At 52.1% G+C, this 26,509-nt stretch carries 23 protein-coding genes; 19 read left to right on the top strand and 4 right to left on the bottom strand.

Annotated elements, in window-relative coordinates; genetic code table 11:
• Nucleotides 1-7 precede the first annotated feature (7 nt).
• Together rbsD and kup are read right to left on the bottom strand one after the other, a co-directional pair.
• Nucleotides 8-427, bottom strand: coding sequence for a D-ribose pyranase (gene rbsD, locus RT644_RS22855; RefSeq protein ID WP_020455871.1), 420 nt, complete (start codon nt 425-427; stop codon nt 8-10).
• A gap of 204 nt (nt 428-631) precedes the next feature.
• A complete protein-coding gene (kup, locus tag RT644_RS22850) occupies nt 632-2,500 on the bottom strand; it encodes a low affinity potassium transporter Kup (protein WP_020455870.1) in 1,869 nt (622 codons plus the stop codon).
• Nucleotides 2,501-2,723: 223 nt separating this feature from the next.
• Between kup and ravA the strand changes: the two genes are divergently transcribed.
• Both ravA and viaA read left to right on the top strand, forming a co-directional pair.
• The gene (ravA, locus tag RT644_RS22845) at nt 2,724-4,223 is read left to right on the top strand and encodes an ATPase RavA (RefSeq protein ID WP_313628246.1); all 1,500 of its coding nucleotides are present in this window, start codon (nt 2,724-2,726) and stop codon (nt 4,221-4,223) included.
• Nucleotides 4,217-5,668, top strand: coding sequence for an ATPase RavA stimulator ViaA (gene viaA / locus RT644_RS22840; protein WP_020455868.1), 1,452 nt, complete (start codon nt 4,217-4,219; stop codon nt 5,666-5,668). The genes ravA and viaA overlap by 7 nt, the downstream gene beginning before the upstream one ends.
• On the opposite strand, the gene asnA is transcribed toward viaA, so the two are convergent.
• A complete protein-coding gene (gene asnA, locus RT644_RS22835; protein ID WP_313628244.1) occupies nt 5,665-6,657 on the bottom strand; it encodes an aspartate--ammonia ligase in 993 nt (330 codons plus the stop codon). The two genes, viaA and asnA, sit on opposite strands and share 4 nt — an antisense overlap.
• Nucleotides 6,658-6,807: 150 nt before the next feature.
• Here asnA and asnC point away from each other — a divergent pair, with 150 nt between their 5' ends.
• The 13 genes from asnC to RT644_RS22770 all read left to right on the top strand — a co-directional run bounded on the left by asnC (nt 6,808) and on the right by RT644_RS22770 (nt 18,279).
• Nucleotides 6,808-7,266 (top strand): transcriptional regulator AsnC, encoded by a 459-nt coding sequence (gene asnC, locus RT644_RS22830; RefSeq protein WP_007369362.1) that lies wholly within the window; start codon nt 6,808-6,810, stop codon nt 7,264-7,266.
• 118 nt (nt 7,267-7,384) lie between these two features.
• Nucleotides 7,385-7,834, top strand: a complete 450-nt coding sequence (gene mioC / locus RT644_RS22825; protein ID WP_045514644.1) for an FMN-binding protein MioC — start codon at nt 7,385-7,387, stop codon at nt 7,832-7,834.
• Between the two features lie 372 nt (nt 7,835-8,206).
• Nucleotides 8,207-10,096 (top strand): tRNA uridine-5-carboxymethylaminomethyl(34) synthesis enzyme MnmG, encoded by a 1,890-nt coding sequence (gene mnmG, locus RT644_RS22820; protein WP_313628241.1) that lies wholly within the window; start codon nt 8,207-8,209, stop codon nt 10,094-10,096.
• A gap of 53 nt (nt 10,097-10,149) precedes the next feature.
• Nucleotides 10,150-10,773: a 16S rRNA (guanine(527)-N(7))-methyltransferase RsmG gene (rsmG, locus tag RT644_RS22815; RefSeq protein WP_045514648.1), complete on the top strand. Its 624-nt coding sequence runs from the start codon at nt 10,150-10,152 to the stop codon at nt 10,771-10,773.
• Between the two features lie 617 nt (nt 10,774-11,390).
• A complete protein-coding gene (gene atpI, locus RT644_RS22810) occupies nt 11,391-11,771 on the top strand; it encodes a F0F1 ATP synthase subunit I (protein WP_017458042.1) in 381 nt (126 codons plus the stop codon).
• An 8-nt stretch (nt 11,772-11,779) separates the two neighbouring features.
• A complete protein-coding gene (gene atpB, locus RT644_RS22805; protein WP_020455863.1) occupies nt 11,780-12,598 on the top strand; it encodes a F0F1 ATP synthase subunit A in 819 nt (272 codons plus the stop codon).
• Between the two features lie 48 nt (nt 12,599-12,646).
• Nucleotides 12,647-12,886, top strand: coding sequence for a F0F1 ATP synthase subunit C (gene atpE, locus RT644_RS22800; protein ID WP_007369368.1), 240 nt, complete (start codon nt 12,647-12,649; stop codon nt 12,884-12,886).
• Between the two features lie 58 nt (nt 12,887-12,944).
• On the top strand, nt 12,945-13,415 hold the full coding sequence (atpF, locus tag RT644_RS22795) for a F0F1 ATP synthase subunit B (RefSeq protein ID WP_017458044.1): 471 nt from the start codon (nt 12,945-12,947) through the stop codon (nt 13,413-13,415).
• A 13-nt stretch (nt 13,416-13,428) separates the two neighbouring features.
• Complete coding sequence (gene atpH / locus RT644_RS22790) at nt 13,429-13,962, top strand: F0F1 ATP synthase subunit delta (RefSeq protein ID WP_017458045.1); 534 nt, start codon at nt 13,429-13,431, stop codon at nt 13,960-13,962.
• A 12-nt stretch (nt 13,963-13,974) separates the two neighbouring features.
• A complete protein-coding gene (atpA, locus tag RT644_RS22785) occupies nt 13,975-15,516 on the top strand; it encodes a F0F1 ATP synthase subunit alpha (RefSeq protein WP_017458046.1) in 1,542 nt (513 codons plus the stop codon).
• 50 nt (nt 15,517-15,566) lie between these two features.
• The gene (gene atpG, locus RT644_RS22780; protein ID WP_017458047.1) at nt 15,567-16,430 is read left to right on the top strand and encodes a F0F1 ATP synthase subunit gamma; all 864 of its coding nucleotides are present in this window, start codon (nt 15,567-15,569) and stop codon (nt 16,428-16,430) included.
• Nucleotides 16,431-16,456: 26 nt separating this feature from the next.
• Nucleotides 16,457-17,839 carry a F0F1 ATP synthase subunit beta gene (gene atpD, locus RT644_RS22775; protein ID WP_017458048.1) on the top strand — a complete coding sequence of 461 codons (1,383 nt, stop codon included), beginning with the start codon at nt 16,457-16,459 and terminating at the stop codon, nt 17,837-17,839.
• A gap of 20 nt (nt 17,840-17,859) precedes the next feature.
• Nucleotides 17,860-18,279 carry a F0F1 ATP synthase subunit epsilon gene (locus tag RT644_RS22770; protein ID WP_017458049.1) on the top strand — a complete coding sequence of 140 codons (420 nt, stop codon included), beginning with the start codon at nt 17,860-17,862 and terminating at the stop codon, nt 18,277-18,279.
• 336 nt (nt 18,280-18,615) lie between these two features.
• On the opposite strand, the gene RT644_RS22765 is transcribed toward RT644_RS22770, so the two are convergent.
• Nucleotides 18,616-20,733 carry a right-handed parallel beta-helix repeat-containing protein gene (locus RT644_RS22765; protein ID WP_313628234.1) on the bottom strand — a complete coding sequence of 706 codons (2,118 nt, stop codon included), beginning with the start codon at nt 20,731-20,733 and terminating at the stop codon, nt 18,616-18,618.
• A 343-nt stretch (nt 20,734-21,076) separates the two neighbouring features.
• On the opposite strand from RT644_RS22765, the gene glmU reads away from it, so the two are divergent.
• From glmU to pstS, 4 genes are all read left to right on the top strand, one after another.
• Nucleotides 21,077-22,447, top strand: coding sequence for a bifunctional UDP-N-acetylglucosamine diphosphorylase/glucosamine-1-phosphate N-acetyltransferase GlmU (gene glmU / locus RT644_RS22760; protein ID WP_313628232.1), 1,371 nt, complete (start codon nt 21,077-21,079; stop codon nt 22,445-22,447).
• 207 nt (nt 22,448-22,654) lie between these two features.
• Nucleotides 22,655-24,484: a glutamine--fructose-6-phosphate transaminase (isomerizing) gene (gene glmS, locus RT644_RS22755; protein ID WP_313628230.1), complete on the top strand. Its 1,830-nt coding sequence runs from the start codon at nt 22,655-22,657 to the stop codon at nt 24,482-24,484.
• Nucleotides 24,485-24,550: 66 nt separating this feature from the next.
• Nucleotides 24,551-25,129, top strand: coding sequence for a hypothetical protein (locus RT644_RS22750; RefSeq protein ID WP_160271452.1), 579 nt, complete (start codon nt 24,551-24,553; stop codon nt 25,127-25,129).
• Nucleotides 25,130-25,401: 272 nt separating this feature from the next.
• Nucleotides 25,402-26,442, top strand: coding sequence for a phosphate ABC transporter substrate-binding protein PstS (gene pstS / locus RT644_RS22745; protein ID WP_020455856.1), 1,041 nt, complete (start codon nt 25,402-25,404; stop codon nt 26,440-26,442).
• Nucleotides 26,443-26,509 lie beyond the last annotated feature (67 nt).

Raw genomic sequence — 26,509 nt, 5'->3', positions numbered from 1 at the left:
GATGGCCTCAGAAGGTCACGCCAGCACAGAGAATGATATTCGCAAACGGGGAACACTCCCCGCTGCGAATCACCGCATGACTGTCCGCGGTGTGTTTTTTAAATTGCTCGTGCGTAACGTACCGCACTTCTATGTTATTTCCCTGGTGTTGCTGCAGCTGCTCAATATGCTTGAGCAACGTTTCATGGAGCTGCGGATTATGCTGCTTAATCTCCGAGGCGATAATCGCGGACTCAACCTGCATTTCCGCCGTCACCACTTCCAGTACTTGCATAAAGGAAGGCACGCCCTGCGTTAATGCCATATCAATACGTTGCGTGTTACGCGGCACCGGCAACCCGGCATCACACACCACCAGCGAATCGGTATGACCAAGACGAGAGATGACTGACGAGATATCAGCGTTAAGCACACGACCTTTTTTCATTTTTTATGCTCCATCAGCGAAACGTTTCGCTGGATGCAGTGTAGTACGAAGAATGTGCAGAAAACCATCTTGCCGTTACAGAAGTGTGATCGATATCGAAACGTTTCGCTTGTCGAAATGATGAAAAAAACAGCTTTCCTGTTTTAAGTGAAACAGACAGTAATTAATAGCAAAAACCCCTCATATCGAGGGGTTTTATTAGCATTAAATTTCGACCTGCGTTCCCAGTTCTATCACCCGGTTTGGCGGGATCTCAAACTGGTCTGGTGCACGCAACGCGTTGCGCTGCAGCACCAGATAAAGCTTACCGCGCAGACGCAAATACCAGGGACGTTTGCCCAGAATCAACGACTCATGTGACATAAAGAACGAGGTTTCCATCATGCGACAGTTCAGCCCTTCCAGCCCGCAACGGTGGAACACCTCTTCCACATTTGGCGTTTCGCGCCAGCCGTAGCTCGCCACCACACGCCAGAAAGTCGGCGACAATTGCTCAATCTGCACCCGGCGTACATTGTGCACGTACGGCGCATCTTCAGTACGCAGGGTCAGCAGGATCACTCGCTCATGCAGCACCTTGTTGTGCTTCAGGTTATGCATCATCGCGAACGGAATAACGTTCAATGCCCGCGACATATACACCGCTGTGCCCGGTACGCGCACCGGCGGTGATTTCTCCAGCGAGGCAATCATCGCCTCCAGAGAGTTACCGTGTTCATGCATACGGCGCAGCAGGCGGAAACGCTCGCTCTTCCAGGTCGTCATGACCATGAACATCACCAGCCCCAGGGTTAATGGCAACCAACCGCCGGAGACGATTTTATCGAGGTTCGCCGAGAACAGCGGCACATCGATAGAGAGGAATAAAAGCAGAAGCAGCCCCACCAGCACTTTGTTCCAGTGCCAGTTTTTGCGCGCCACCGTGGTGGAGAGAATCGAGGTCAGCACCATCGTACCGGTTACGGCGATACCGTACGCCGCCGCCAGGTTACTGGAGTGCTCAAAGCTGACAATAACCAGCACCACTGCAAAGTAGAGCAGCCAGTTAATGAACGGGATATAGATCTGCCCGGATTCCATCTCCGAGGTATGGATGATGCGCATCGGTGCCAGATACCCCAGACGCACGGCCTGGCGCGTCAGCGAGAACACGCCGGAAATCACCGCCTGCGAGGCAATCACCGTCGCCAGCGTGGCGATAATCAGCATTGGGATCAGCGCCCATTCCGGCGCAAGCAGGAAGAAGGGGTTTTTAATCGCTTCCGGCGTTTTCAGTAGCAGCGCGCCCTGGCCAAAGTAGTTCAGCACCAGCGACGGCAGCACAACGATAAACCACGCCACGCGGATCGGCAGCTTACCGAAGTGGCCCATATCCGCATACAGCGCTTCCACCCCGGTGATCGACAGCACCACCGCGCCCAGCGCCACAAAGGAGATAGCTTTATATTGCAGGAAGAAGTTCACCGCCCAAACGGGGTTCAGCGCCTGCAACACCTCAGGATTATCAATAATGCTGCGTGCACCGAGCACCGCGAGAATCAAAAACCACGCCAGCATAATGGGCGCAAACAGCTTACCCACAAGACCAGTACCGTGTTTCTGGATCGCGAACAGCAGGGTTAACACCACAATCGACAGCGGCACAATCCAGGCGTCGAGCGAAGGCGCGATAATTTCCAGCCCCTCTATCGCCGACATCACCGAGATGGCGGGCGTGATGACCACTTCGCCATAGAAGAAGCTGCCGCCAATCAGTCCCATGATCACCAGCACCGAGGTCATCCTTGCGGATGTATTGCGCCCGGCCAGCGACATCAGGGTTAAGATCCCGCCTTCACCGGCGTTATCTGCCCGCATCACAAAGGTCAGGTACTTAATGGAGACAACGAAAATTAGCAGCCAGAAGATGAGCGACAGAAAGCCGAACACAGCATCCCGTTCAACACCAAAGCCGAACTGACCGGACAAACATTCACGAAGTGTATAAAGCGGGCTGGTACCGATATCACCGTAGACAACCCCAATCGCCGCAAGCGTAACCGCGGGCAATGATTGCTTATTATCAGTGCTCATAGACTAATCTTTTAATTGAATGCCACAATGTGTGCTTAGTCCCTTGGCCCACAAAAAGCGCACAGTATGCACGATTATTTGCGAAATCGTACCCCTAAATGCGGCCACATTAATCTGGCGCAAAGAAAATAAAGCCGTTCTTCAGTCTATTACAAGCCCTTTCAGGAACGTCTATACTCGCTTTTGCAAGCCGGATAACACGGCGAAAGGACGCAAATCTATTATGGCTCACTCACATTTATTAGCAGAAAGAATTTCCCGCTTAAGCAGCGCACTGGAAAAAGGACTCTTCGAGCGCAGCCACGCCATTCGCCTGTGTTTGCTGGCGGCACTAAGCGGTGAGAGTGTGTTTCTTCTTGGCCCGCCGGGCATTGCCAAAAGCCTGATTGCTCGCCGTCTGAAGTTTGCCTTCAAACATGCCCGCGCTTTCGAATATTTGATGACCCGTTTCTCCACACCGGAAGAGGTGTTTGGCCCGCTTTCCATTCAGGCGCTGAAAGATGAAGGCCGCTATGAGCGTTTAACCAGCGGCTATTTACCGGAAGCTGAAATTGTCTTTCTGGATGAGATCTGGAAAGCCGGTCCGGCCATTCTCAACACCCTGCTGACCGCAATTAACGAACGGCGTTTTCGCAATGGTGCCAGCGAAGAGAAAATCCCCATGCGCCTGCTGGTGGCCGCCTCAAACGAACTGCCCGAAGCGGACAGCAGCCTTGAAGCGCTATATGACCGCATGTTGATTCGCCTGTGGCTCGACAAAGTACAGGAGAAGGGCAATTTCCGCTCGATGCTGATTAGCCAGCAGGATGAGAACGACAATCCGGTGCCAGCTGAGTTGCAAATCACCGATGAAGAGTACGCCAGCTGGCAACAGGAGATTGGCAAGGTCAAACTGCCGGATAATGTCTTTGAGCTTATTTATACGTTGCGCCAGCAGCTTGATGCGTTGCCGAGCGCGCCGTATGTTTCCGATCGTCGCTGGAAAAAGGCTATCCGCCTGTTACAGGCCAGCGCCTTTTTCAGCGGTCGCGATGCAGTCGCGCCGATTGATTTAATCCTGCTGAAAGATTGCCTGTGGCACGATGCGGAAGGCATGCGTCTGCTGGAGCAGCAACTGGAAGTATTGATGACCGGGCACGCCTGGCAGCAGCAATCGATGATTGCGCAGCTCACCACAATTTCGCAGCGCCACCTGCAACTTCAGCAACAACAAAGCGACAAAACAGCACTCAAAGTGAGCCGTCAGGGCGGGATGTTCAGCCGTAAGCCGCATTATGAGTTACCCGCCGGTTTAACCGAACCGGTGTTGACCCTCCTTCTGCAACAGCCGTTAAAACTGCATGATTTGCAGGTTATCCACGTCACTATTGAACGCGGTGCGCTGGAGCAGTGGCTGGCGAAAGGCGGTGAGATCCGCGGCAAACTCAACGGCATTGGTTTTGCGCAAGTGCTGAATCTGGAAGTGGATACCAGCCTGCATCTGTTGATCCGCGACGTCAGCCTGCAAGGATCGCGTCTTGCCCTGTCCGGTGGCAGTACCACTGAAAATGTGCCGGAAGAGATCAAGCAACAACTGGAAGCACTGGACAATACCTGGCACCAGCAGCACACCCGCTTTAGCGAACAGCAAAAATGCCTGTTTATTGCCGCCGACTGGTTAGGTCGCATTGAAGCCAGCCTGCAGGATGTCAGAGCGCAGATCCAACAGGCGCGGCAATGCTAACGCTGGAAACTCTGAATGTAATACTCACCATCAGTGAGGAGGCGTTAGTTGAAGAACTAATTGTCCTCCTGCTGGCTTCACCGCAACTGGCGCTGTTTTTCGAAAAATTTCCCAAACTCAAACATGCGATAACAGAAGATGTGCCGCGCTGGCGCGAGGCACTGAAAAAGCATCTGAAAGAGGCGGAAGTGCCGCCGGAGCTGGCGCAAGAGGTGCTTAGCTACCAGCAAAATCAGTTACTTTCGACTTCGCAATTTACCATTCAGTTACCACAAATTCTGGCATTACTGGAAAAGTTGCACTCCCCTTTTGCCACCCAGGCGCGACAAATGGTCGCCGATAACCCGGTTTTCACTCCCGCGCTGCATACCCTGTTTTTGCAACGCTGGCGGCTGAGCCTGGTGGTGCAAACTACCGCTTTCAACCAGCAGTTACTGGAAGAGGAGCGTGAGCAGCTGCTCAGTGAAGTGCAGGAACGCATGACGCTCAGCGGCCAGCTAGAACCGGTCCTGATCGAAAATGAAAATGCCGCAGGCAGGCTATGGGATATGAGCGCCGGGCAGCTCAAACGCGGTGATTATCAGCTGATCGTGAAGTACGGTGATTTTCTCAAAGAGCAACCGGAACTCCAGCAACTGGCGGAACAGCTTGGCCGCTCACGGGAAGCCAGGTCGGTGCCGCGTAAAGATGCGCCGATGGAAACCTTCCGCACCATGGTGCGCGAACCTGCAATCGTACCGGAGCAGGTTGACGGACTGCACCAGAGCGACGATATCCTGCGCTTATTGCCGCCGGAGCTGGCAACGCTGGGTATTACCGAACTGGAGTATGAGTTTTACCGGCGGCTGGTGGAAAAACAGTTGCTGACTTATCGCCTGCATGGCGATGCCTGGCGGGAAAAAGTGACGGAACGCCCGGTCGTTCACCAGGATTTTGACCAGCAACCGCGCGGCCCCTTCATTGTCTGTGTCGATACCTCCGGTTCCATGGGCGGCTTTAATGAGCAGTGTGCCAAAGCGTTCTGCCTGGCGTTAATGCGCGTGGCGCTGGCGGACAAACGGCGCTGTTTTATTATGCTGTTTTCCAGCGAAGTGGTGCGCTATGAACTTACCAGTGCGCAGGGGCTGGAGCAGGCGATCCGTTTTCTCAGCCAGCGCTTTCGCGGTGGCACCGATCTGGCGAGTTGTTTTCGCGCGATCATCGAACGGATGCAGGGCGGAGAGTGGTATGACGCGGATGCAGTGGTGATTTCGGATTTTATCGCCCAGCGCCTGCCGGACGATGTCGTCAGTAAGGTAAAGGAACTCCAGCATATTCATCAACATCGCTTTCACGCGGTGGCGATGTCGTCCCACGGCAAGCCCGGCATCATGCGTATCTTCGACCATATCTGGCGCTTCGACACCGGGATGCGCAGCCGCCTGTTACGGCGCTGGCGGCGTTAAAGCAGGCCGGAAACCTGCTCGCGGACGTGCGCAGGCCACACGCCGCACTGCACTTGCCCGATGTGCGGTAATTGCAGCAGCAGCATGGTAAGGCGCGATTGACCGATGCCGCCGCCGATAGTTTGTGGCATCTCACCGCGCAACAGCGCCTGGTGCCACTCCAGTTGTAAGCGATCTTCATCGCCGGTCAGCTTTAACTGGCGTTTTAAGGCGTCGGCATCGACGCGAATGCCCATCGACGACAGTTCCAGCGCGTCTTCCAGTACCGGATTCCACACCAGAATATCGCCATTCAGACCGCTGAAACCCGCTTCCGCTGCCGTGCTCCAGTCATCATAATCCGGCGCACGCACATCATGACGCTTGCCGTCGCTAAGTTTGCCGCCAATGCCCATCAGGAACACCGCGCCCAGCTCTTTCGCGATCGCTCTCTCGCGACCTTTGGCGTCGAGATGCGGAAAGCGGCTGAGCAGCGCTTCGCTGTGTACAAAGTGGATCTGCTCTGGCAGGAACGGTGCCAGACCAAATCGCTCGCTGACGGCAGCTTCAGTCTCTTTGATCCCTGACCAGATCGCCTCTACGGTGCTTTTTAACGTGGCCAGCTTGCGTTGATCATCACCGAGTACGCGTTCCCAGTCCCACTGATCCACATAGACGGAGTGAATAGAAGAAAGGCGATCTTCATCCGGGCGCAGGGCTTTCATGTGCGTGTATAGCCCTTCACCGGCGCTGAAGTCGTGCTGGCCCAGCGTCTGACGTTTCCATTTAGCCAGTGAATGCACCACTTCGAAACGGGCATCCGGTAACGTTTTCACATTGACCTGTACCGCTTTTTCACACCCCGACAGGTTATCCTGCGTGCCATCACCCACGCGGCTAAGGATCGGCGCCTGAACTTCAATCAGCCCCAGTTTCTCCTCCAGCTGGCGAGAGAAAAAAGATTTCACGAAAGCAATCTGACGTTGTCTGGCGATGTAAGCGGTTTTCATTATGTTACTCCTGTGTCCTGTTGCTATGCATTAAGCAATAAAACATCGCAATAACTCAATAATTCATAATTAAAAAGCCGGTAACGCTTTTGATTCGTTAATACAGCAAGCTAAAATAGAAAGAATCATTATTCTTCATAAGAAAATTCTATGGAAAATTATCAGATCGACAATCTGGACCGCGGCATCCTGGATGCCTTAATGGCAAATGCGCGCACCGCCTATGCCGAGCTTGCCAAACAGTTCGGCGTCAGCCCCGGCACTATTCACGTACGCGTAGAGAAAATGAAGCAGGCAGGGATCATTACCGGTGCGCGCATTGATGTAAGCCCGAAACAACTGGGATATGACGTCTGCTGTTTTATCGGCATTATTTTGAAAAGCGCCAAAGATTACCCCTCCGCGCTGGCGAAGCTGGAAAGTCTGGAAGAGGTGACCGAGGCTTATTACACCACCGGGCACTACAGCATCTTTATTAAGGTAATGTGTCGATCCATTGACGCCTTGCAGCAGGTACTTATCAACAAGATCCAAACAATTGATGAAATTCAATCCACGGAGACGCTAATCTCCCTGCAAAACCCGATCATGCGCACGATCCGCCCTTAACCGGGCGTTTTCATCCTCAAATAATACCCGTATTGTCCACAGGTAGATCCCAGCCCATTCACAGCGTACAATGCCCCCCTATTTATCGCCGAATGGCGGGTAAAACGGAGCGGGCTTCATGGCAGACATCACTCTTATTAGCGGCAGCACCCTTGGCGGCGCGGAATATGTGGCAGAACATCTGGCGGAAAAGCTGGAAGACGCGGGTTTCAGTACCGAGACGCTGCACGGCCCGCTTTTAGAGGATCTTGCTTTGCAGGGCACCTGGCTGGTGGTCAGTTCCACCCATGGTGCGGGCGATCTGCCCGAAAACCTGCAGCCGCTTTTAGACGATTTGAACGCGCAAAAACCGGATCTCTCCCAGGTACGCTTTGGCGCTATCGGTATCGGTAGCCGCGAATATGACACGTTCTGTCAGGCGATCGAAAAACTGGAAGCTTCATTAACGGCGTGCGGAGCAAAACAGATCGGCGAAACGCTGAAGATCAACATCCTTGATCACGATATTCCGGAAGATCCAGCGGAAGAATGGCTGGGATCTTGGAAAAATTTACTCAATAACGATTAAAGATCGTGCGATCAGATGTGGATAACTATGCTTAAAAGCACTGATCAACCGGTAGTTATCCCATTAGCAACTGCAGTTCAGTTTTTGACTTGTGTATAACTAGCCATTCTGATCCCAGCTTATACGGTTCAGGATCACCGATCATTCACAGCTAATGATCCTGACTAATGACTTGATCTTAAAGTGATGATCAGGGTTATCCACAGCGCCTGTCGATCCTAATAAGAGATCACAATAGAACAGATCTCTACATATAAAAGATCTTCTTTTTAATAGCCGGGATCCGATCCTTTCTCACTGGACTAAAGTTGAGTAGAATCCACGGCCCAGGCTTCAATCCAATTTCTAACCGCTCAGGCGAGGCATACCACCATGTTTTATCCGGATCCTTTTGACGTCATTATCATTGGCGGGGGTCATGCAGGCACTGAGGCCGCGATGGCCGCAGCGCGTATGGGTCAGCAGACCCTGCTGTTGACACACAATATCGACACGCTGGGGCAGATGAGCTGCAACCCGGCGATCGGCGGTATTGGGAAAGGACACCTGGTAAAAGAAGTGGATGCGCTCGGCGGGCTGATGGCGAAGGCGATCGATCAGGCGGGCATTCAGTTTAGGATACTAAACGCCAGCAAAGGCCCGGCAGTCCGTGCGACACGTGCGCAGGCAGACCGCGTGCTTTACCGCCAGGCAGTGCGCACAGCGCTTGAAAACCAACCGAACCTGATGATCTTCCAGCAGGCGGTTGAAGATCTGATCGTCGAAAACGATCGCGTTGTGGGTGCCGTGACCCAGATGGGGCTCAAATTCCGTGCGAAAGCGGTGGTGCTGACCGTAGGGACATTCCTCGACGGTAAAATCCATATTGGTCTTGATAACTACAGCGGTGGTCGTGCGGGCGATCCGCCATCGATTCCGCTGTCGCGTCGTCTGCGCGAACTGCCGCTGCGCGTCAGCCGCCTGAAAACCGGTACACCGCCGCGTATTGACGCGCGCACTATCGATTTCAGCGTTCTGGCCCAGCAGCATGGCGATAACCCGATGCCGGTGTTCTCGTTTATGGGCAACGTCGCGCAGCATCCGCGTCAGGTGCCGTGCTATGTCACGCATACCAATGAAAAAACCCACGATGTGATCCGCAATAACCTCGATCGCAGCCCGATGTATGCCGGTGTTATCGAAGGGATCGGCCCGCGTTACTGCCCGTCGATCGAAGATAAAGTCATGCGCTTTGCCGATCGCAATCAGCACCAGATCTTCCTTGAGCCGGAAGGACTAACCTCCAACGAAATTTACCCGAACGGTATCTCCACCAGCCTGCCGTTTGATGTGCAGATGCAAATTGTGCGTTCCATGCAGGGGATGGAAAACGCGAAGATTGTTCGCCCTGGCTACGCCATTGAGTACGACTTCTTCGATCCGCGCGATCTGAAACCTACGCTTGAAAGCAAATTTATTCAGGGTCTGTTCTTTGCCGGCCAGATTAACGGCACCACCGGGTACGAAGAAGCTGCGGCCCAGGGGCTGCTGGCGGGGCTTAATGCCGCGCGCTTCTCTACCGAAAAAGAGGGCTGGGCGCCGCGTCGCGATCAGGCTTATCTTGGCGTACTGGTGGACGATCTCTGCACCCTGGGGACAAAAGAGCCGTACCGTATGTTTACCTCCCGCGCGGAGTACCGCCTGATGCTGCGCGAAGACAATGCCGATCTGCGCCTGACGGAAGCGGGTCGTGAGCTGGGTCTGGTGGATGACGAGCGCTGGGCGCGTTTCAACGAAAAACTGGAGACTATCGAGCGTGAACGTCAGCGCCTGAAATCTCAGTGGGTATCGCCAGCCTCTGAACATGCGCCTGCGGTCAACGAACATCTGACTGCACCGTTATCGCGCGAAGCCAGCGGCGAAGATCTGCTGCGTCGTCCTGAGATGACCTACGAGCAACTGGTTCAGTTGGCGCCGTTCGCTCCGGGCCTGGACGATCAACAAGCTGCCGAGCAGGTGGAAATCCAGGTGAAATACGAGGGTTATATTGCGCGTCAGCAGGATGAGATCGAAAAACAGCAACGCAATGAGAATACGCTGTTGCCCGCAACGCTGGATTACCGCCAGGTTAACGGGCTTTCCAACGAAGTGATCGCCAAGCTTAACGATCATAAGCCGTCGTCCATTGGCCAGGCATCACGCATTTCCGGCATTACCCCGGCGGCGATCTCCATTCTGCTGGTGTGGCTGAAAAAACAAGGTATGCTGCGCCGTAGCGCCTAATCTTACTTATCTGCCCGGTTTTACCGGGCATTTTAATTCCACAGGTAACAACCGTGCTTAACAAACTCTCTCGTCTGCTCGATGAAGCAGGTATTTCGTTGTCCGATCACCAGCAACAACAACTGGTGGCTTACGTCGAACTGCTGCACAAATGGAACAAAGCGTACAACCTGACTTCCGTACGCGATCCCAACGAGATGCTGATCCGCCATATCCTCGACAGCGTTGTGGTTGCGCCTTACCTGCAAGGTTCACGCTTTATTGACGTTGGGACCGGCCCCGGATTGCCTGGCATTCCGTTGTCTATCGTATGCCCTGAATCGCATTTCACGTTGCTCGACAGCCTTGGCAAACGGGTACGGTTTTTACGCCAGGTTCAGCATGAATTGAAACTGAGCAATATCGAACCGGTGCAGAGTCGTGTCGAAGATTTCCCGGCAGAACCGCCATTTGACGGTGTTATCAGCCGCGCTTTTGCTTCGCTGAATGACATGGTGAACTGGTGCCGGCATTTGCCTGGCGAAGAAGGGCGTTTCTATGCGCTTAAAGGTTTAGTGCCGGAAGAGGAAATTGCGCTGTTACCCGCTGATTTGTGTGTAGAAACAATTGTTAAACTGCATGTTCCGCACCTGGATGGCGAGCGTCATTTAGTCGTCGTTAAAGCAAATAAAGTTTAATTTTTATCAAAAAATGTATCATTCGTGCGGTTGCCGCGATGTTAAAAAACGACATTAAAAACGGTGATACGTTCAGTTACATTTAACCGTATTTTTACCAGGATTTTTCTGACATTTAACGCTGTGAATTTTATTCACGCTTAAAATAATCAACTGTGAAAATATCAGTCCGCTAAAAATCGGCCTCGATAACGAAATATTGTTGTTAAATAATTATTAAAAATGTCAATAAATCGTTTTCATAGTAGATGTGAGTGTTTTAAAAAGAGTTGTGATAAATCGGCTTAAATATCAGAAAGATGAAAAGTATCAAATTCCTGCTGCGATAAATAAGGCGAGTGCATAAATGTTTATTTTGTGACCGAGTGCACGCTTTGCCAGCAGGAATTTCGCGTTATTTGCACTTTTGCTCGAAGGTTCACAGTTTCTGCAAAAGTTTAAAAATAGCGCTTGGGAAAAATATTTAAACATTTATTCACCTTTTCGCTACTTATTGTTTGAAATCACGAGGCCGCACCGTATAATTTGACCGCTTTTTGATGCTTGACTCCGGGCTCCAAAGAACGTTTTATACGACACGCGGCATACCTCAAAGGGAGCAGGAGTTAAGAAACGCAATGTCTGTGTCGCTCTATAGTCGAAACGTTGCTCGCAGGCTTCTGCTTATTCAGTTTCTGGCAGTAATGGCAAGTGGATTGCTGTTTAGCCTCAAAGACCCCTTCTGGGGCATTTCCGCCGTGTGCGGAGGTATGGCAGTCTTACTGCCGAATATGTTGTTTATGATTTTTGCCTGGCGTCATCAGGCGCATACACCCGCTAAAGGCCGCGTGGCCTGGACCTTCGCCTTCGGTGAAGCGCTCAAGGTGTTGATGACATTCGTGTTACTGGTGGTGGCGCTGGCGGTTTTCAAGGTGGCTTTTTTGCCGCTGATAGTCACGTGGGTTTCGGTGCTGGTAGTTCAGATACTGGCACCTGCTGTAATTAACAACAAAGGGTAAGAGGCATCATGTCTGCAGGAGAATACTCAACACCGCAGGAGTACATCGGTCACCATCTGAATAACCTTCAGATTGACCTGCGTACCTTCTCACTGGTGGATCCGCATAACCCCCCGGCCACTTTCTGGACGCTGAATATCGACTCCATGTTTTTCTCAGTGGTTCTGGGTCTGTTGTTCCTGGTGATGTTCCGTAGCGTAGCGAAAAAAGCCACCAGCGGTGTCCCGGGGAAATTCCAGACGGCGATTGAGCTGGTGATTGGTTTTGTTCATGGTAGCGTCAAAGACATGTACCACGGCAAAAGCAAGCTTATCGCACCACTGGCCCTGACGATCTTCGTCTGGGTATTCCTGATGAACCTGATGGATCTTTTGCCTATCGACTTCCTTCCGTGGATTGGCGAGCACGTCCTGGGTCTGCCTGCACTGCGCGTGGTGCCGTCTGCTGACGTCAACATCACCCTGTCGATGGCGCTGGGCGTATTTATCCTGATTCTGTTCTACAGCATCAAAATGAAGGGTATTGGCGGTTTCGCTAAAGAGCTGACTCTCCAGCCGTTCAACCATCCGGTATTTATTCCGGTAAACCTTATCCTTGAGGGCGTGAGCCTGCTGTCCAAACCGGTTTCACTCGGTCTGCGACTGTTCGGCAACATGTACGCGGGTGAGTTGATTTTCATTCTGATCGCGGGTCTTCTGCCGTGGTGGTCACAGTGGGTTCTGAATGTGCCGTGGGCCATTTTCCACATCCTGATTATTACGCTGCAAGCCTTTATCTTCATGGTTCTGACGATTGTCTATCTGTCGATGGCATCCGAAGAGCATTGATTTTTAACAACACTACTACGTTTTAACTGAAACAAACTGGAGACTGTCATGGAAAACCTGAATATGGATCTGCTGTACTTGGCTGCCGCTGTGATGATGGGTCTGGCGGCAATCGGTGCTGCGATCGGTATCGGCATCCTCGGGGGTAAATTCCTGGAAGGCGCTGCGCGTCAGCCGGATCTGATTCCTCTGCTGCGTACTCAGTTCTTTATCGTAATGGGTCTGGTGGATGCTATCCCGATGATCGCTGTGGGTCTGGGTCTGTACGTGATGTTTGCTGTCGCGTAGTAAGGGTTGCTTTTCAAGCAATTGTTTAGAACGTTAACCAGATAAGAGGCATTGTGCTGTGAATCTAAACGCAACAATCCTCGGCCAGGCCATCGCGTTTGTCCTGTTCGTTCTGTTCTGCATGAAGTACGTATGGCCGCCGTTAATGGCTGCCATCGAAAAACGTCAGAAAGAAATTGCTGACGGTCTTGCTTCCGCGGAACGAGCTAAAAAGGACCTTGACCTTGCACAGGCCAATGCGACCGACCAGCTGAAAAAAGCGAAAGCTGAAGCTCAGGTAATCATTGAACAGGCGAACAAACGTCGTTCTCAGATCCTGGACGAAGCGAAAGCAGAAGCCGAGCAGGAACGTACCAAAATCGTGGCGCAGGCGCAGGCGGAAATTGACGCCGAACGCAAACGCGCCCGCGAAGAGCTGCGTAAGCAAGTGGCTCTGCTGGCAGTAGCCGGCGCCGAGAAAATCATCGAGCGTTCCGTGGATGAAGCTGCTAACAGCGACATCGTGAATAAACTGGTCGCTGAACTGTAAGGAGGAGGGGCTGATGTCTGAATTTGTAACGGTAGCTCGCCCCTACGCCAAAGCAGCTTTTGACTTTGCCGTCGAAACTCAGAGCGTTGACCGCTGGCAGGATATGCTGGCGTTCGCCGCCGAGGTGACGAAAAATGAAGACATGGCAGAGCTTATCTCCGGCGCGTTAGCACCGGAAACGCTCGCTAAGTCGTTTATCGCAGTTTGTGGGGAGCAACTTGACGACAAAGGTCAGAACCTGATCCGGGTGATGGCTGAAAATGGTCGAATCAAAGTGCTTCCTGATGTTCTTGAGCAGTTTATTCAGTTACGCGCAGCCAGCGAGGCTATCGCAGAAGTCGAAGTGACTTCCGCGTCCGCACTGAGTGAAGAACAGCTTTCGAAGATCCGCGCCGCGATGGAAAAACGTCTGTCACGCAAAGTGAAGCTGAATTGCAATATCGATAAGTCTGTAATGGCAGGCGTAATCATCCGTGCGGGTGATATGGTCATTGATGGCAGCGTACGCGGCCGTCTTGAACGCCTTGCAGACGTCTTGCAGTCTTAAGGGGACTGGAGCATGCAACTGAATTCCACCGAAATCAGCGAACTGATCAAGCAGCGCATTGCTCAGTTCAGTGTTGTGAGCGAAGCTCACAACGAAGGTACTATTGTTTCTGTAAGTGACGGTGTTATCCGCATCCACGGCCTGGCCGACTGTATGCAGGGCGAGATGATTTCTCTGCCGGGTAACCGTTACGCTATCGCACTGAACCTGGAGCGCGACTCCGTAGGTGCAGTTGTGATGGGTCCGTACGCTGACCTCGCCGAAGGCATGAAGGTGAAGTGTACTGGCCGTATTCTGGAAGTTCCGGTTGGCCGTGGCCTGCTTGGCCGTGTGGTCAACACCCTGGGCGCGCCGATCGACGGGAAAGGTCCGGTTGATAACGATGGCTTCTCGCCAATCGAAGTTATCGCCCCGGGCGTTATCGATCGTCAGTCCGTCGATCAGCCGGTTCAGACGGGTTATAAATCCGTTGACGCCATGATCCCAATCGGTCGTGGTCAGCGTGAATTGATCATCGGTGACCGTCAGACCGGTAAAACCGCGATGGCAATCGATGCGATCATCAACCAGCGCGATTCCGGCATCAAATGCGTATACGTCGCTATCGGCCAGAAAGCTTCTACCATTGCTAACGTGGTACGCAAGCTGGAAGAGCACGGCGCACTGTCCAACACCATCGTTGTTGTTGCAACCGCTTCTGAATCTGCTGCACTGCAATACCTGGCGCCGTATGCCGGTTGCGCAATGGGCGAATACTTCCGCGACCGCGGCGAAGATGCGCTGATCGTATACGATGACCTGTCCAAACAGGCAGTCGCTTACCGCCAGGTTTCCCTGCTGCTCCGTCGTCCGCCAGGACGTGAAGCATTCCCGGGCGACGTATTCTATCTCCACTCTCGTCTGCTGGAGCGCGCATCCCGCGTTAATGCTGAATACGTTGAAAACTTCACCAAAGGTGAAGTGAAAGGTAAAACCGGTTCTCTGACCGCACTGCCGATCATTGAAACCCAGGCGGGTGACGTTTCTGCGTTCGTTCCGACCAACGTAATTTCTATTACCGATGGTCAGATCTTCCTGGAAACCAACCTGTTTAACTCCGGTATTCGTCCGGCGGTTAACCCGGGTATCTCCGTATCTCGTGTGGGTGGTGCAGCTCAGACCAAGATCATCAAGAAACTGTCCGGTGGTATTCGTACCGCACTGGCGCAGTATCGTGAACTGGCGGCGTTCTCGCAGTTTGCGTCCGATCTGGATGAAGCGACCCGTAAACAGCTGAGCCACGGTCAGAAAGTGACCGAGCTGCTGAAACAGAAACAGTATGCCCCTATGTCTGTTGCACAACAGGGCCTGGTGCTGTTCGCAGCTGAGCGCGGTTACCTCGAAGATGTGGAACTGGCGAAAATCGGTAGCTTCGAAGCCGCTCTGTTGGCTTTCGCTGACCGTGATCACGCTCCGCTGATGCAAGAGATCAACCAGTCCGGTGGCTATAACGACGAAATCGAAGGCAAGCTGAAAGGCCTCCTCGATTCCTTCAAAGCAACCCAATCCTGGTAACGTCTGGCGGCTTGTCTTAGGGCAGGCCGCAAGGCATTGAGGAGAAGCTCATGGCCGGCGCAAAAGAGATACGTAGTAAGATCGCAAGCGTCCAGAACACGCAGAAGATCACTAAAGCGATGGAGATGGTCGCCGCTTCCAAAATGCGTAAATCGCAGGATCGCATGGCGTCCAGCCGTCCTTATGCAGATACCATGCGCAAAGTGATTGGTCACCTTGCAAACGGTAATCTGGAATATAAGCACCCCTATCTGGAAGAACGCGACGTTAAACGCGTGGGCTACCTGGTGGTGTCGACCGACCGTGGTCTGTGCGGTGGTTTGAACATTAACCTGTTCAAAAAACTGCTGGCGGATATGAAAGCGTGGTCCGATAAAGGCGTTCAGAGCGAGCTCGCGATGATCGGCTCTAAAGGCGTCTCTTTCTTTAATTCCGTAGGTGGCAACGTTGTCGCTCAGGTGACTGGTATGGGTGATAACCCGTCCTTGTCAGAGCTGATCGGCCCGGTAAAAGTAATGTTGCAAGCCTACGACGAAGGTCGTCTCGACAAGCTTTATATTGTTAGCAACAAATTTATCAACACCATGTCTCAGGTACCGACCATCACTCAGCTGCTGCCGTTACCGGCTGCAGAAGATGAAGAGTTGAAGCGTAAATCCTGGGATTATCTGTATGAACCTGATCCAAAAGCGCTGCTGGATACTCTCCTGCGTCGTTATGTTGAATCTCAGGTTTACCAGGGTGTTGTGGAAAACCTGGCCAGCGAGCAGGCCGCACGTATGGTGGCGATGAAAGCCGCGACCGACAATGGCGGCAGCCTGATTAAAGAGCTGCAGTTGGTATACAACAAAGCTCGTCAGGCCAGCATTACTCAGGAACTCACCGAAATCGTCGGTGGTGCATCCGCGGTATAACCAGGTTAATTCGTAGAGGATTCATGATGGCTACTGGAAAAATTGTCCAGGTAATCGGCGCCGTAGTTGACGTCGAATTCCCTCAGGATGCCGTACCGCGCGTGTACGATGCTCTTGAGGTTAAAAATGGTAACGAGACGCTGGTGCTGGAAGTTCAGCAGCAGCTCGGCGGCGGTATCGTACGTACCATCGCCATGGGTTCTTCTGACGGCCTGCGTCGTGGTCTGGAAGTTAATGACCTTGCGCACCCGATCGAAGTCCCGGTAGGTAAAGCTACACTGGGTCGTATCATGAACGTGCTCGGTCAGCCGATCGACATGAAAGGCGACATCGGTGAAGAAGAGCGTTGGGCGATTCACCGCGCGGCACCTTCCTATGAAGAGCTCTCCAGCTCTCAGGAACTGCTGGAAACCGGCATCAAAGTTATCGACCTGATGTGTCCGTTCGCCAAGGGCGGTAAAGTCGGTCTGTTTGGTGGTGCGGGCGTAGGTAAAACCGTAAACATGATGGAGCTGATCCGTAACATCGCGATCGAGCACTCCGGTTACTCTGTTTTTGCGGGCGTGGGTGAACGTACTCGTGAGGGTAACGACTTCTACCATGAAATGACCGACTCTAACGTTCTGGATAAAGTATCCCTGGTTTACGGCCAGATGAACGAGCCGCCGGGAAACCGTCTGCGCGTTGCGCTGACCGGCCTGACCATGGCTGAGAAGTTCCGTGACGAAGGTCGTGACGTTCTGTTGTTCGTCGACAACATCTACCGTTATACCCTTGCCGGTACTGAAGTATCCGCACTGCTGGGCCGTATGCCTTCAGCGGTAGGTTACCAGCCAACGCTGGCGGAAGAGATGGGTGTTCTGCAGGAACGTATCACCTCTACCAAAACCGGTTCTATCACCTCCGTTCAGGCGGTATACGTACCTGCGGATGACTTGACTGACCCGTCACCAGCCACCACCTTTGCGCACCTTGACGCAACCGTGGTACTGAGCCGTCAGATCGCGTCTCTGGGTATCTACCCGGCCGTTGACCCGCTGGATTCCACCAGCCGTCAGCTGGATCCGCTGGTTGTTGGTCAGGAACACTACGACACCGCGCGTGGCGTACAGTCTCTGCTGCAACGTTATCAGGAACTGAAAGACATCATCGCCATCCTCGGTATGGATGAGCTGTCTGAAGAAGACAAACTGGTGGTAGCTCGCGCACGTAAGATCCAGCGCTTCCTGTCCCAGCCATTCTTCGTAGCGGAAGTATTTACCGGTTCTCCGGGCAAATATGTCTCCCTGAAAGACACCATCCGTGGCTTTAAAGGCATTATGGAAGGCGAATACGATCACCTGCCGGAGCAGGCGTTCTACATGGTTGGTTCCATCGAAGAAGCAGTGGAAAAAGCCAAAAAACTTTAACGCCTTAATCGGAGGGTGATATGGCAATGACTTACCACCTGGACGTCGTCAGCGCAGAGCAACAAATGTTCTCTGGTCTGGTCGAAAAAATCCAGGTAACGGGTAGTGAAGGTGAACTGGGTATTTTCCCGGGTCACGCACCGCTGCTCACCGCCATTAAGCCTGGTATGATCCGCATCGTAAAACAGTTCGGTCATGAAGAGTTTATCTATCTGTCCGGCGGCATTCTTGAAGTGCAACCGAGCAGCGTGACCGTTCTGGCTGATACCGCTATTCGTGGCCAGGATCTCGACGAAGCGCGAGCCCTGGAATCGAAGCGTAAAGCAGAAGAGCACATTAATAGCTCTCACGGTGACGTGGATTACGCTCAGGCGTCTGCGGAGCTGGCGAAAGCCATCGCGAAACTGCGTGTTATCGAGTTGACCAAAAAAGCGATGTAACACCGGCTTGAACGTTAAAAAGCCAGTCTGGTTTCCAGGCTGGCTTTTTTTATGGCTGCGTTCCAGTAAATATGAAACTGAAAATGTGTTTTATTATTTTGTGATGCATATCACAAAAATGTTGATCGGTTAAAAAATGAGGCGTAGACTCTTTTTTGTGAAGTTCATCACAGAAAATAACCTTCAGTCAAAGCAGGAAACCATTATGAAACTGATCAACAAAATCATCGCTCTCTTCAGCAACATGAACATCTCTTTCGGTACGTTCAATCATTAATTGCTGATATGCCGAGTGGCGCCACGCTTACCGTTGTGTGATAAGCGAGCGCCATCTGGCTACATCTTCAGTTCCGCCAGCACCGCCCCACTATCCAGTGTTTTCCCCTTGTTGTTCACGCTCTGCCCTTTCTCAATAAAATAATTCGTCTCATCAATATTTCCGACCACCGCATCGTCATAGCGGCCCGGCGCACTGCGCACGGATTTGTTGTGGGTAAATTTCCCCTGAGTGGAAGCATCACCATAGGGGCTTGGGCGAAAAATAAAGTTAAAGCGTTGATTATCCGCAGCGATATTGTTCTCTACCACCAGCGCACCAGGATTAAAATTGTCGGTGAAACCGTCCAGATGGTTAGCAATCGCTTTACTGTTCCGCACCTGATGCGCCACTGGCTGCCCTTCTCCCCCCAGTTTGAAACCGTTGCTGGTATTGTTGCTGGCAATAGAATTCTCGATCACCACAACACCGTTGCCGCCGTCCTCAATTTTATTAAACAAATCAAAGCCGTCATCGATATTGTCATGGGAGTAGCATCTCTCCAGGCGGTTACCGTCACCGACGCGCATCTTCACCGCGAAGCCGTCAGCGTTGATTTTGCCGGGATCTTCATTACCCCAGGACTCAGCATCGATCACGCGGTTATGGCTCGCCCACAGTGCGCGGCCAATGTTTTCCGGTGAGGAGATCTGAATGCCGGTATCGTCATTACGCCAGGCGACCACTTTTTCGATCACGTTATGGCTACCCTGCACACGCAGGCTCTTGTCGGTAACGCCAATACCTTTGATATGCCAGTAGCTGGCATCAACCAGTAAACCGTGGATCACCGCTTTGCCATCGGCTTGCAGCGTTTTTGGTTTATCACGCAAGCCGCTGGCGGTGAGTGGGATCTCTGCCCGGGCATAATCTCCGGCTTTCAGATTAATCGTCCCGCCTGGCGGCAACAGAGATATAGCGGTTGGCAAATCCAGTGGTGATGCAGCGGTACCTTCACCATCCGCTTTACCATCGGCTGCGGCATACAGAGTAGAAGCCATGGTTCCGGCAACCCTTTCGACAGCGAACGTCTGCGAAATGGGCGTTATCTCTTTACCGCTTGTTGGTGTAAAGGTCAGTGCAAAAGTGTTCTCTGCCGCCAGGTGAGTTGGCAGGGTATACATTTCACCTGCTTTCACCGGTTTTTCATTACCGATCACCACTTCGTTCTGCCGCACGCTAAACAAGCCATCATAATTAGCGCGTGCCTGCACTATGTAGGCTTCGCCAATGCTCTGGGCGGGAGAGGCTATTTGTACGACAACCGGCAACGGCTTAGCCTGCCAGGGTTTAGAATCAATAGTCTGGGCTTTGCTGGTGGTTAATGTGGCATCGCTAACCACAATTTTGGCGTTACGCGAGGCAAAAAAACCCACGTAATAGTGGTCTTTATTTTGCACCGAAATCAAATCGGCGCGCGGTACGCTGCGGCTGACCCATTTATCACTCCCCTGCGGCGCCCATGCGCTGATAAAACCGTCGTTGGTACGTTCTAGTTTCAGGCGAAAGGTTGGCGTCTGGCGAAGATCAATCTCTTCCTGATAACTCTGTTTCGAGATAGTGGCACCAGCATTCCCCCACGGCTGGCTAATCCCCTCGCGGGTAATCGCTTGCATCTTCACGCGGAAATTATCTTTTTTATCCTGCGTCATAATGGCGTTCATCACCATATTTGATGCCGCCGGAAACTCTTCATAACCCTCTTTCAACGGCTGCTGGCGCGGAGCACCAATCACGTCTCGTACCAGCAAACCTGCACCTTCCTGCGCGGCGGGTTTTGCTCCGTTTTCAGGACCGAACTGTTCAACGGTAATGGTTGCCTGTAAGACAAAATTTTCGTTACCAGGAAGTCGGGTATAAAAAAACGTCAGTCCGTCGTGGGAATTGGCAATTTTGCCGCCGCGGCTTTCAATTGTGATCGGATTTGTTAACGTTGCCTCATCCGCAACAGAGAGCTTTTTACCAGCGATGGTGACATCATTGACGCCTATTTTTTCCGGTAACACATTCGATGAGAAATTCATGTCGGTAGATTGCCCAAAAGCAATTGCTTTCCAGACAGGGGCTGTTGCAGCCAACGCAGGAACGGAAATAAGTGAACTGCAAATCGTGAGGGCCAGAGGTATTTTATAATTCATTTTATTCTCCTGATTGATAATTGCCTGCCATTATCATCAAGATGAAACGCTGTTTCTTTTTTGTACGTCACACTCTTTGATAATTAAAACGCCGTTTTGTTTTTGTGCGATCTTTATTCAGGATGAGAATAATGGCTAACTCATTGTATGAATTAGCACCAGCGGGAAATGGCGCTATTTTTCAGCGGCAAACTGATTTACTCTGCGCACCAAATAGTCTTCAAATGGCCTGAAATAGCGGAACTTGAGCGTTTCGTCGGCAATCCATTTCATGCTACAAAATATGTAGAATTTTCAACACGAAAGAGGTTTACTTCTTTCCCAAAATAGAGTCAGGACGCAAATGTTGAACACAAAAATGAGTGTGGTGATCCTTGCTGCGGGCAAAGGTACACGCATGTATTCCGATCTTCCCAAAGTGCTGCATCTGCTTGCAGGGAAAGCGATGGTTCAGCATGTCATTGATACCGCAACTGTTCTTGGCGCGAATCACGTCCATCTGGTGTATGGCCACGGTGGCGATCTGCTCAAACAACGCCTTTCTGACGATAAACTCAATTGGGTTCTGCAAGCTGAACAGCTGGGTACTGGCCATGCGATGCAGCAGGCTGCACCGTTCTTTGCGGATGACGAAGATATTCTCATGCTCTATGGTGATGTGCCGCTGATTTCGGTGGAAACACTGGAACGTCTGCGTGCTGCAAAACCGCAAGGTGGGATCGGTTTGTTAACTGTGGTTCTGGATGACCCTACTGGATATGGCCGCATCACGCGCGAAAACGGCATTGTGACCGGTATTGTTGAGCAGAAAGATGCCAGTGAAGAGCAGCGTAAGATTAACGAAATCAATACCGGTATTTTGATCGCCAATGGCGGCGATATGAAACGCTGGCTTGGTAAACTCACCAACAATAATGCCCAGGGTGAATACTACATCACCGATATCATTGCACTGGCTTATCAGGAAGGGCGTGAAATCGTCGCTGTGCACCCGCAGCGTCTGAGCGAAGTGGAAGGCGTTAACAATCGTCTTCAGTTGTCACGCCTGGAACGCGCTTATCAGTCTGAGCAAGCCGAAAAATTGCTGCTGGCAGGCGTTATGCTGCGCGATCCTGCGCGTTTCGATCTGCGCGGTACGCTGGAGCACGGGCGGGATGTCGAGATCGATGCTAACGTCATCATTGAAGGTCACGTTAAGCTTGGCGATCGCGTGAAAATTGGCGCCGGTTGCGTTCTGAAAAACAGCGAAATTGGCGACGATTGCGAAATCAGCCCATATAGCGTTGTGGAAGATGCTCGTCTGGAAGCGGAATGTACCATCGGGCCTTTTGCGCGTTTGCGCCCGGGCGCTGAACTGTTGGCTGGCGCGCATGTCGGCAACTTTGTGGAAATGAAAAAAGCGCGTCTGGGGAAAGGTTCGAAAGCGGGCCATCTGACTTATCTGGGCGATGCAGAAATTGGCGACAACGTAAATGTCGGTGCAGGCGTTATTACCTGTAACTATGATGGCGCGAACAAGCATAAAACTATTATTGGTGATGATGTCTTCGTTGGTTCTGACACGCAACTGGTGGCACCTGTCACAGTCGGTAAAGGTGCGACGATTGCCGCCGGTACCACGGTGACGCGCAACGTTAACGAAAATGAACTGGTTTTAAGCCGCGTGCCGCAGGTCCAAAAACAGGGCTGGCAGCGTCCGGTGAAGAAGAAGTAATGATTTCAGGGATGAGGGGAAAGATAATTCCCCCGCCCGCATGCAGTACCTATAAAAATAACCCCACTCTCTACAAGGCTCGGGGAGTCCGATAATCGGACACTTACACTCAATAATTCGCGTTGTACAAAGGCAGCGTCGAAGAATGACGTGTAAACAGGTTGACCGACAACAAAAGGCATAATGCCAAAATCGGAATCAAAAAATATGTGTGGAATTGTTGGCGCAGTCGCGCAACGTGATGTAGCTGAAATCCTTCTCGAAGGCCTTCGTCGTCTGGAATACCGTGGTTATGACTCTGCTGGTCTGGCGGTGGTTGATGCACAAGGTCATATGACCCGTCTGCGCCGTCTTGGTAAAGTGCAGATGCTCTCTCAGGCGGCGGAAGAACACCCGCTGCATGGTGGCACCGGTATTGCTCATACGCGTTGGGCAACGCATGGTGAACCGTCAGAAGGCAACGCGCATCCGCATGTTTCTGACCATATTGTGGTGGTGCATAACGGTATTATCGAAAACCACGAGCCGCTGCGTGAAGAGTTAAAAGCACGCGGTTATGTGTTTGTTTCTGAAACGGATACCGAAGTTATCGCGCACCTGGTGCACTGGGAACTGGAGCAGGGCGGCACGCTGCGTGAAGCTGTACTGCGTACTATTCCTCAGTTACGCGGGGCATATGGCACTGTCATCATGGATACGCGCGATCCGGGTACGTTGCTGGCAGCGCGCTCTGGTAGCCCGCTGGTTATTGGCCTGGGCATGGGTGAAAACTTTATTGCATCCGATCAGCTGGCCTTACTGCCGGTTACCCGCCGCTTTATCTTCCTTGAAGAGGGCGATATTGCTGAAGTGACTCGCCGTAGCGTGACTGTTTTCGATAAATCTGGCGCGCAGGTTAAACGCCCTGATATCGAATCTAATCTGCAATACGACGCTGGCGATAAAGGTATTTACCGCCACTACATGCAAAAAGAGATCTACGAGCAGCCGAACGCCATCAAAAACACCCTGACTGGCCGTATCAGCCATGGTGAAGTTGATCTGAGCGAACTGGGGCCGAATGCCAACGAACTGCTGTCGAAAGTTGAGCATATTCAGATCGTTGCCTGCGGTACGTCTTATAACTCCGGTATGGTTTCCCGCTACTGGTTTGAAGCGCTGGCGGGTGTTCCGTGCGATGTCGAAATCGCTTCTGAGTTCCGCTATCGCAAATCTGCGGTGCGTCGTAATAGCCTGATGATCACCCTGTCGCAGTCTGGCGAAACGGCGGATACGCTGGCGGCACTGCGCTTGTCAAAAGAGCTGGGTTATCTGGGTTCGCTGGCTATTTGTAATGTTCCGGGTTCCTCGCTGGTGCGCGAATCCGACCTGGCGATGATGACCAAAGCCGGTACGGAAATTGGCGTTGCATCAACCAAAGCGTTTACCACTCAGCTCACCGTGTTGCTGATGCTGGTGGCGAAACTGAGCCGCCTGAAAGGGCTGGATGCTGCCATTGAGCACGATATCGTTCATGGTTTGCAGGTGCTGCCGAGCCGCATTGAGCAGATGCTGTCGCAGGATAAACGCATTGAAGCGTTGGCAGAAGATTTCTCCGACAAGCATCATGCGCTGTTCCTTGGCCGTGGCGACCAGTATCCGATCGCACTGGAAGGTGCGCTGAAGCTGAAAGAGATCTCCTATATTCATGCCGAAGCCTATGCCGCAGGCGAACTAAAACATGGCCCATTGGCGCTGATTGATGCCGATATGCCGGTGATTGTCGTTGCGCCAAACAACGAGCTGCTGGAAAAGCTGAAATCCAACATCGAAGAAGTTCGCGCCCGTGGCGGCGTGCTGTATGTCTTTGCCGATCAGGATGCCGGTTTCACCAGCAACGACAATATGCACATTATCGATATGCCGCATGTAGAAGAGGTGATCGCGCCAATCTTCTATACCGTGCCGCTGCAACTGCTGGCTTACCATGTTGCGCTGATCAAAGGCACCGACGTGGATCAGCCGCGTAACCTGGCGAAATCGGTTACTGTGGAATAAGGTCTTAAGCTTGTCATAGTGTAGAGAGAGGTTGCCTGATGGCAGCCTCTTTTTTTAAGGATAGCCATGAGTTTGTTGGAAAAAATGGCAGGTGCAAGATTGCTTGCACTCATCAATTATTGCCGGGGTGTTGATGCGGGAATAGCCGGTCGCAAGCTGGCACAGTTGAAGCTGGCGGCGGAGGCATTTAAAGAGATGCCAAAGGCTTATCCTGCAGGCAGAGGCGGGATGACATTTTATGGCAGCGTAACGGTGGTGTTTTATGCCTTGTTACTAAGCTATGTTTGCCTTGCGCTGACGGTGAAAACCGCCATTGGTGGCCTGGGTTTCATCGCAGGTGTAGCGGTATTTTTAGTCCTGGTCGTGGCGCTCATCGGCGTAGAAAAAGGGCGCACGCTCTCCTTAAAATTATTCCTGGCTGTCTGGTTGCTGTTATGTGTTTGCAACGTGCCAGTGGCAGGATGGCTTCTCATTGCTCCGTTTTCCGCACTGTCTCTGGTTTTTTGGGGGAGTAGTATGGTTCTGTTATGGCTGACGCGGAAAGTGATGAATGGGCCGGAACTCACGAAATTAGTGCAGTGGCGTGTATCGCTAAAAATAGCCCAATTCCGGCGTCAGGCGTTGACGCAATCCAGGCGTAAATAAAGTGATAAGCGGTGGCTTTTTCTCGCGTTTTGTTAGGACTTCTTGTCAGATTCAGCTACGTTTTTAATGTCATAAAACTAAAATCTTGCTGACATTTTATCGTCATCAACTTTTTTATCTCGCTGATAAATCATCCTGAATTCGTTAAATCTGGCCGCAATCCGTTGCTGTCATCAAACAGTAACAATCTTTGCATATAACTGTCATCAAAGTGTCCTATTTTGCTCATCGTAGCCACTAAACAACGATTTACGATTCTTGCAGGAGACATTATGAACGTTATGCGTACCACTGTCGCAACTGTTGTCGCCGCGACCTTTTCTCTGAGTGCATTTGCTGTAAACGCAGCTGCCAGCCTGACAGGCGCGGGCGCAACTTTCCCGGCGCCGGTGTATGCCAAATGGGCTGATACCTACCAGAAAGAAACAGGTAACAAGATTAACTACCAGGGTATCGGTTCGTCTGGTGGCGTTAAACAAATTACTGCTAAAACTGTTGATTTCGGTGCGTCCGATGCCCCGCTGGCTGACGACAAACTGGCTCAGGAAGGCCTGTTCCAGTTCCCGACTGTGATCGGCGGTATCGTGCTGGCAATCAACGTTCCGGGTGTTAAATCCGGTGAACTGGTGCTGGACGGCAAGACCCTGGGTGATATCTATCTGGGTAATATCAAAAAATGGGATGACGCGGCTATTGCCAAACTCAATCCAGGCCTGAAACTGCCTTCACAGAACATCGCTGTGGTTCGCCGCGCTGATGGTTCCGGTACCTCCTTCGTTTTCACCAGCTACCTGGCGAAAGTGAACGAAGAGTGGAAATCTAAAGTCGGTTCTGGCTCTACCGTTAACTGGCCGACCGGTCTGGGCGGTAAAGGTAACGACGGTATCGCCGCGTTCGTTCAGCGTCTGCCGGGCTCTATCGGTTACGTTGAATATGCTTACGCTAAGCAGAACAACCTGACCTACACCAAGCTGCTCTCTGCCGATGGTAAAGCGGTTAGCCCGACGGAAACCAGTTTCTCCAACGCGGCTAAAGATATCGACTGGAGCAAGTCTTTCGCACAGGACCTGACTAACCAGAAAGGTGCGGACGTGTGGCCAATCACTTCCACCACGTTCATTCTGGTGCATAAAGAGCAGGCTAAACCTGAGCAAGGCGCGGAAGTGCTGAAATTCTTTGACTGGGCCTACAAAAAAGGCGGCAAACAAGCTAACGATCTCGACTACGCAACCCTGCCGGATAGCGTTGTTGAACAAGTTCGCGCTGCCTGGAAAGCCAACGTGAAAGACAGCAGCGGTAAAGCACTGTACTAAGTACTGGTTTTTGAAGAACATGGCGGATGGCGCTTACACCATCCGCCTTACAGATCTTCTGTAGGCC

Origin of the sequence: Kosakonia sp., from assembly GCF_032104925.1 — a bacterium.
Classification (GTDB): domain Bacteria; phylum Pseudomonadota; class Gammaproteobacteria; order Enterobacterales; family Enterobacteriaceae; genus Kosakonia.
Note: the sequence above shows the minus strand (reverse complement) of the source record. Positions and strands in the feature narration are given on the sequence as shown.

Coding starts and splice junctions, on each gene's coding strand:
- rbsD (WP_020455871.1), bottom strand. CDS start 427: ATGAAAAAAGGTCGTGTGCTTAACGCTGATATCTCGTCAGTCATCTCT.
- kup (WP_020455870.1), bottom strand. CDS start 2,500: ATGAGCACTGATAATAAGCAATCATTGCCCGCGGTTACGCTTGCGGCG.
- ravA (WP_313628246.1), top strand. CDS start 2,724: ATGGCTCACTCACATTTATTAGCAGAAAGAATTTCCCGCTTAAGCAGC.
- viaA (WP_020455868.1), top strand. CDS start 4,217: ATGCTAACGCTGGAAACTCTGAATGTAATACTCACCATCAGTGAGGAG.
- asnA (WP_313628244.1), bottom strand. CDS start 6,657: ATGAAAACCGCTTACATCGCCAGACAACGTCAGATTGCTTTCGTGAAA.
- asnC (WP_007369362.1), top strand. CDS start 6,808: ATGGAAAATTATCAGATCGACAATCTGGACCGCGGCATCCTGGATGCC.
- mioC (WP_045514644.1), top strand. CDS start 7,385: ATGGCAGACATCACTCTTATTAGCGGCAGCACCCTTGGCGGCGCGGAA.
- mnmG (WP_313628241.1), top strand. CDS start 8,207: ATGTTTTATCCGGATCCTTTTGACGTCATTATCATTGGCGGGGGTCAT.
- atpI (WP_017458042.1), top strand. CDS start 11,391: ATGTCTGTGTCGCTCTATAGTCGAAACGTTGCTCGCAGGCTTCTGCTT.
- atpB (WP_020455863.1), top strand. CDS start 11,780: ATGTCTGCAGGAGAATACTCAACACCGCAGGAGTACATCGGTCACCAT.
- atpE (WP_007369368.1), top strand. CDS start 12,647: ATGGAAAACCTGAATATGGATCTGCTGTACTTGGCTGCCGCTGTGATG.
- atpH (WP_017458045.1), top strand. CDS start 13,429: ATGTCTGAATTTGTAACGGTAGCTCGCCCCTACGCCAAAGCAGCTTTT.
- atpA (WP_017458046.1), top strand. CDS start 13,975: ATGCAACTGAATTCCACCGAAATCAGCGAACTGATCAAGCAGCGCATT.
- atpG (WP_017458047.1), top strand. CDS start 15,567: ATGGCCGGCGCAAAAGAGATACGTAGTAAGATCGCAAGCGTCCAGAAC.
- atpD (WP_017458048.1), top strand. CDS start 16,457: ATGGCTACTGGAAAAATTGTCCAGGTAATCGGCGCCGTAGTTGACGTC.
- RT644_RS22770 (WP_017458049.1), top strand. CDS start 17,860: ATGGCAATGACTTACCACCTGGACGTCGTCAGCGCAGAGCAACAAATG.
- RT644_RS22765 (WP_313628234.1), bottom strand. CDS start 20,733: ATGAATTATAAAATACCTCTGGCCCTCACGATTTGCAGTTCACTTATT.
- glmU (WP_313628232.1), top strand. CDS start 21,077: ATGTTGAACACAAAAATGAGTGTGGTGATCCTTGCTGCGGGCAAAGGT.
- glmS (WP_313628230.1), top strand. CDS start 22,655: ATGTGTGGAATTGTTGGCGCAGTCGCGCAACGTGATGTAGCTGAAATC.
- RT644_RS22750 (WP_160271452.1), top strand. CDS start 24,551: ATGAGTTTGTTGGAAAAAATGGCAGGTGCAAGATTGCTTGCACTCATC.
- pstS (WP_020455856.1), top strand. CDS start 25,402: ATGAACGTTATGCGTACCACTGTCGCAACTGTTGTCGCCGCGACCTTT.